Consider the following 6,231-nt stretch of genomic DNA (forward strand, 5'->3'; position numbering starts at 1 on the left):
ATTTTCCTCAAATCCCTTCCTACTCTTGTTTGTATTTTTAGAGATGCCCTTTAGTAAATAACCCAGAACTAGCTGTGCAGCCACAACTTGCAGCCGATATTCTTGTAAAAGGGATGAAAGATGGAATTTTTACAGGTGTAAGCCTGAGCGACTATATTACTAACGGAAATACTTTGCAATATATTCAAGCTAGTGCAATTTTGGCAGGTGCTGGAGGTGCACAACACGTTGCAGACATGGCATTAAAATATTTCAACACACTAACAAAGCTCAGTTATTTTTAAAAGAGGGCGAATTCATGAGGCTTACAATTAGAAGTATTCTTTATCTATCTTGTCTTGTAGGTACTTGTATTCCTTTTTCGGGATGTGAAGCTCCTAAATCATGGACTTTGGATCAAATATCATCTTCAGTACAAGTCTTTCAGAAGGAACTTGTCAATGTAAATCATCCTCCTAATGTATCCACAACCCTGCAAAAAAAAGAGGCAGAAGTTTTGGCTGTATCAATCAGACCAAAATTCAGGAAATACATTGACGAACTCAGAAAGAGAACTTCAGTTCCAATTGTTTTGCCTTCAGTTGTTCCTGGCGATCTTGATATCAATCACCTTAAACCTAATCTAACAGTACAGATTGAAAGCGCAACTGTCTCAAAATATGAATTAGTCTTATGCCTAGATGAAAGCAGGGTTGCATGCAGATATACATACTTTACAGGTGAAGAGATCACTCCAGCAACCAAAACAGCGCTACAGAGGTACGAAGAACTGCATCAACTCGCCAACCCTAAATTTAAACCTTATAGATCTCCTGAAAAAGCTAACAATGTAATGCTTGCTAGAGATATTGAAGGCTTTTTTATTCCTTTTATTGGGGGAGCCTCAGCTAGCAACAGCTATATGGTCTGGGATCAAAATGGATATCGTTATTCAATAGGTATCAAAGCTGGAAGACTCGAAGAACTCAAAAAATTTGCAAATTCTGCAATTGAAAATCAGAAAGTCCAGTAGCGATCACCTTCAAAGTCAAAGAGGAAAAACGAGTATTCAGATCTCATCGGGGTTGATACCCATTGATCGCAGATAAGCGGCAAGCCTCTCTTTTTCTTGACGCTCTTTGAGCTTTTCATTACGTTCTTGCTCAACGATCGCTTCAGCCTCAAGCCTAGCCTGTTGCTCGAAAGATCGCTCTAGTTCCGCCTGAAACCTCGCATGTTCCGCCTCAGCATGAGACCGTAAAATCTGATTAGAAATCGGATCGTAGAACCGAAAACTCAGATCGGGAAAAAGATGCAGATCCAAACCCAACACTTCACTATGAAGCGATAAAGTACCATCTGTTAAAGTTGAAGAAGCGAGTGCAACATACTTCCCATTTTCTAAACGTACTCCCTGTAAAGAAGCAGGCTTCAAATACTCACCCGTTGGATCGTACTGAAAATATTCCTTTATGCCCAAAGCTTCATAAATTAATGGATTTTCCTCGCGGTCTTTTGCTACCGTTCCCTTAGAAGTGATTTCTAAAACAAAATCAGGAGCTTTACCCTCTTCCTCCCAAACTGTATAGCTTACTCTATCTTCTTTACTCGTTCCAAATACAACAAAGATATCAGGTGCAATTCTCTTCTCTACACCATTCTCTTCATAACGAATAAATAGATTTCCAGAAACATATACATCTGATGTTTGCTCAAACCACAGCCTTAGAGCCTCAGTTGCATAACTTAAATTTCGCCGCTGTTTATCACCTTCGGGCATCGGCTCAAAGTCCTCTAACGGGGATTCAATTGTTGAAATTAGCTTCTGATTACCTGAAATTGTCATAACGGCGCTCCAAGTCAGATCTGTCCCTAACCTAGCATATTTTAATGCCGACAAGTACGCTCAACTCAAAGCAGCAGCTATTCTCATTATGGAAATTTTGGCTTAATTTCACTTAATCTATCGTGACTATTCTTGAAAAGCCTATATTCAGATTCCGCGATCGCATGGTTATTCAGAAATTTCACCGAAGCGATTGGATTTAAGAAATATTTCAGTCTAGTAGTGGTAAGACATGCCTAAAATGGTGTGTAAAAGCTTTGGGAATTTGCACTTCATTACACAGGAATAACTCGAAAAGAATGCATCGTATTGCTGCTATACCAGGCGGATGGACGCCCGATCGCGAAGGAGTCGTCTTTGTCGAACAAACTCCTGCACCGATTGTGATTTTGACGGCTGCGGATACCGATACCCAGACCCTCGCGATCGCTACCCAAACGCTTCCCTCCGATTTTCCGCAGGTACGGGTAGCGAACCTGTTAAATCTACAGCAAGAGCTGACAATTGACACCTACGCAGAGACGGTTTTGGCAAAGGCTCAAGTGATTGTCCTGCGATTACTAGGCGGGCGCAGTTATTGGTCCTATGGGCTAGAGGTGTGCAAATCGCTGATGAGCGAGCGTAACGAGATTAAATTAATTGTTCTACCGGGGGATGATAGCTTCGATCCCGATTTGGTGAGTCATTCCAATGTGCCACTGGGCATTGTCGATCGGGTTTGGCGATATTTTTTGAATGGGGGCGTCGAAAATGCGATCGCGGCTCTGCAATTCCTCAGCGATGCCTATTTATATACGGCTTATCAACCCCATGAACCCAAAGTGATTCCCAAAATTGGGCTGTATCGCTGCCAACGTGCGGCTATCTGCGTGGCTATGGAGAATTCTCCGCAATCTCTGGGAGTCGTGGGAATTCTATTCTATCGAGCCCATTATTTGTCGGGAAATCTCAAACCGATTTGTGCCCTTTTTAAAGCCCTCAGCGATCGCGGTCTCAAACCGATACCAGTCTTCGTCTATTCCATGCAAGATCCCGATCTAGATCGGCAATTACAGGAATACTTCCTAGATGCTGAAGGCAACAGTACCATTGATGTCCTGTTGAATACCACCAGTTTCTCCCTGTCTAAGCCGAATGCTGAAGACAAGGGGAGTATTTGGCGATCGTTGAATGTACCGATTCTCCAAGTCATTCTCAGTAGCAGTACCGTGGAGCAATGGCAAGAGAATTCTCTAGGGCTATCACCCCGCGATGTAGCGATGAATGTGGCTTTGCCTGAAGTGGATGGCAGAATTATTACCCGTGCTGTATCGTTTAAGTCAGTCTCCACAAGGGATTCAAAACTAGAGACAGATATCATCGTTTACGAACCGATTCAAGATCGGATTGATTTTGTTGCCGACCTCGCAGCCAATTGGGCGAAATTGAGACGGAAACCTGTCAGCGATCGCAAGGTGGCTCTGATTTTGGCAAACTATCCCACGCGGAATGGTCGCTTAGCCAATGGGGTGGGATTGGACACGCCTGCGAGTTGCATCCATATTCTCAAAGCGATGGCAAAGGAAGGCTATCAAATCTCTGGTCTGCCACAAGATGGGGATGCGCTGATCCGCCAACTTACCCAAGGGATTACGAACGATCTTGAAAGTCAGGCTTCGGTAAATGGTTCGCAGTTATCTGTGGTCAGTTCGCTCTCGCTAGCGGAATACATCGCGTTTTTTGACGGACTGCCCATAGAGGTGAGAGAACGAGTCGTTCGTCGCTGGGGTGAGCCTTCCACAATCAATTCTCACGCTATAGAAGAGAATCGCCATCAAGAGGATGAGGCTTTCGCGATCGCGGGAATTCAGTTTGGCAGTGTGTTTGTGGGAATCCAACCCGCAAGGGGCTACGATCTCGATCCGAGTCTGAACTATCACGCTCCTGATTTGGAACCGCCCCATGCCTATTTCGCCTTTTATGCTTGGTTGCGTAAGGTGTTTGAGGTCGATGCGATCGCGCATATCGGCAAACATGGCAATCTGGAATGGCTACCGGGGAAAAGTCTGGCTTTGAGCGAAGATTGTTTCCCTGAAGCGGTGTTTGGAGCTTTACCCCATCTCTATCCCTTTATTGTCAACGATCCGGGGGAAGGAACGCAGGCAAAACGGCGATCGCAGGCTGTGATTATCGATCACCTCACGCCACCGATGACCCGTGCCGACACCTATGGCGGTTTACAAAAGCTGGAACATTTGATCGATGAATATCACGAATCCCAGAGTCTAGATCCTAGCCGTAGCAAGCTGATTCAGCAGAAAATCTTAGAGTTGGTGGAACAGGAGAACTTGCAGCACGATCTGAAAGCCGTAATCGGCGAACAGCTTTCGGGAGTGTCTCCTACAAATCGAATGCTTGAGGCGCAATATTTTAGTGAATTTGTTGCCCAAACCGATGGCTACCTGTGCGAACTGAAAGAGGCACAAATTCGGGATGGGCTGCATATTTTCGGACAATGCCCTGAGGGGAGACAGCTCCGCGATTTGATTGTGGCGATCGCGCGCAATCCTGCGGGAAATGCTGTGAGCCAAGGCTTAGGACAGAGATTGGGAATTACACAAGCGATCGCCCAAAAATTCCATCTTGACTTCGATCCACTCACCGCTGAGCCAAGTCAACCCTTTACCGAACTTCCAGAAGCCTTAGTAAAATATTTAGATCGCGATTTGGAACACCAAGCTCCAGAATCCCCAAACGCTCAACCCAAATGCCACATTGTCGGAGATGCGATCGCGGTATTAGAAAACTATGCGACGGAATGGGTCGATCGCTATCTCAATCCCAGCCCGAAATTCCCAACTTGCTTAGAAGCTGAATTAGATGCAGAGAGCGGAGCGCTGATTGCATCCATTCACCAAGCTCTATTACAAACCGATCGCGAAGTCACAAATTTCCTCAAAGGCTTAAATGGCGAATATGTGCCCAGTGGGGCAAGTGGAGCGCCGACGAGAGGCAGAATGGATGTCTTGCCGACAGGGAAAAACTTCTACTCCGTGGATATTCGCGCCATTCCTACAGAGACGGCATGGGATGTGGGACGACGTAGTGCCGAACTGGTAGTAGAAGCCTATACCCAAGAACATGGCGACTATCCGCGATCTTTGGGGTTGTCCGTATGGGGAACTTCCACAATGCGAACGGGGGGTGATGATATTGCCGAAGCCTTGGCACTAATTGGGGCGCAACCAGTATGGGATGGCGCATCGAGACGAGTTGTAGACTTTTGCATCATTCCCTTGAGCGTACTCGGTCGTCCGCGCGTAGATGTGACGCTGAGAATTTCTGGCTTCTTTCGTGATGGATTCGCCAATTTGATTAGCCTCTTCGACCTAGCAGTGCAGAAGGTGGCAGCACTGGACGAACCTGATGAAATGAATCCCCTCAAAGCACAGGTGGCAAGAGATACAGAAATTCTGATCGAGCAAGGTGTAGACATCGAACAAGCCAGAGCCAAGGCTGGATATCGCGTATTTGGTTCTAAGCCCGGTGCCTATGGCGCAGGGCTGCAAGGACTGATCGAAGGTCAAAACTGGGAAAGCGATCGCGACTTAGCCCAAGCCTATATGAACTGGAGCGGCTATGCCTATACAGGGTATGGTAATGCCCATGCTGCACCCGAAGTTTTAGAGGAGCGGCTAAAGCAATTACAGATCGTATTGCAAAATCAGGATAACCGCGAACACGATCTGCTGGACTCCGATGATTATTATCAATTTCAAGGGGGAATGACTGCTTCTGTGCGATCGCTGACAGGACAGAATCCTGAAATCTATTTTGGCGATCATTCTCGCCCCCAAAATCCCAAGGTGCGATCGCTTTCCTCGGAAATCAGTAGGGTGTATCGTTCCCGCGTGGTAAACCCCAAATGGATCGAAGGCATGATGCGTCACGGCTATAAGGGAGCCTTTGAAATGGCAGCCACCATCGATTATCTATTTGCCTATGATGCCACGACACAGGTGGTTCCCGACTTTATGTATGAGGGAGTTACCAATGCCTATTTATTGGATGCGAAGGTACAGAAGTTTATTAAATCCAAGAATCCTTGGGCATTGCGAGACATGGCAGAACGACTGTTAGAAGCCAATCAGCGCGGACTTTGGAAAGATATCTCTGCCGAAATGAAGCACCAACTGCGATCGCTCGTTTTAGAAGCCGAAGCCACGATTGAGAGCATGTAGACAGCGTTGAGTTCCTTTTAAAACCTCAAAGGTAGACCAACGTTTAGTTTTGGGAATGCGATCGCAACCCGCTTGAGGTAGCACTTTTTTACTCTTCCAGAGTCCAGTCTTCAATTTTTAAACCAGGCACTTTAGAGCGTGTTTGAGAAGTTTAGGGTAGAAAAAAAGCCCCCAAAGTTATAGGTT

Annotated in this window: 4 protein-coding genes; 3 read left to right on the forward strand and 1 reads right to left on the reverse strand. The window is 46.0% G+C overall.

Going from position 1 to position 6,231, the window contains the following annotated elements:
- Nucleotides 1-74 precede the first annotated feature (74 nt).
- Together V2H45_RS24675 and V2H45_RS24680 are read left to right on the forward strand one after the other, a co-directional pair.
- Nucleotides 75-284 (forward strand): hypothetical protein, encoded by a 210-nt coding sequence (locus V2H45_RS24675; protein WP_330486351.1) that lies wholly within the window; start codon nt 75-77, stop codon nt 282-284.
- A gap of 14 nt (nt 285-298) precedes the next feature.
- On the forward strand, nt 299-1,012 hold the full coding sequence (locus V2H45_RS24680; protein WP_330486352.1) for a hypothetical protein: 714 nt from the start codon (nt 299-301) through the stop codon (nt 1,010-1,012).
- A gap of 36 nt (nt 1,013-1,048) precedes the next feature.
- On the opposite strand, the gene V2H45_RS24685 is transcribed toward V2H45_RS24680, so the two are convergent.
- Entirely contained in the window at nt 1,049-1,825 is a 777-nt protein-coding gene (locus V2H45_RS24685) for a Uma2 family endonuclease (RefSeq protein WP_330486353.1), read from the reverse strand.
- Nucleotides 1,826-2,124: 299 nt separating this feature from the next.
- On the opposite strand from V2H45_RS24685, the gene cobN reads away from it, so the two are divergent.
- Nucleotides 2,125-6,045: a cobaltochelatase subunit CobN gene (cobN, locus tag V2H45_RS24690; protein WP_330486354.1), complete on the forward strand. Its 3,921-nt coding sequence runs from the start codon at nt 2,125-2,127 to the stop codon at nt 6,043-6,045.
- The last annotated feature ends 186 nt before the right edge of the window (nt 6,046-6,231 follow it).

It is taken from the genome of Tumidithrix elongata BACA0141, from assembly GCF_036349135.1.
Lineage (GTDB): Bacteria > Cyanobacteriota > Cyanobacteriia > Pseudanabaenales > Pseudanabaenaceae > Tumidithrix > Tumidithrix elongata.

What these genes read in the sequence shown, in the direction of transcription:
- V2H45_RS24685 (WP_330486353.1), bottom strand. Translation starts at nt 1,825, where the DNA reads ATGACAATTTCAGGTAATCAGAAGCTAATTTCAACAATTGAATCCCCG.
- cobN (WP_330486354.1), top strand. Translation starts at nt 2,125, where the DNA reads ATGCATCGTATTGCTGCTATACCAGGCGGATGGACGCCCGATCGCGAA.
- V2H45_RS24680 (WP_330486352.1), top strand. Translation starts at nt 299, where the DNA reads ATGAGGCTTACAATTAGAAGTATTCTTTATCTATCTTGTCTTGTAGGT.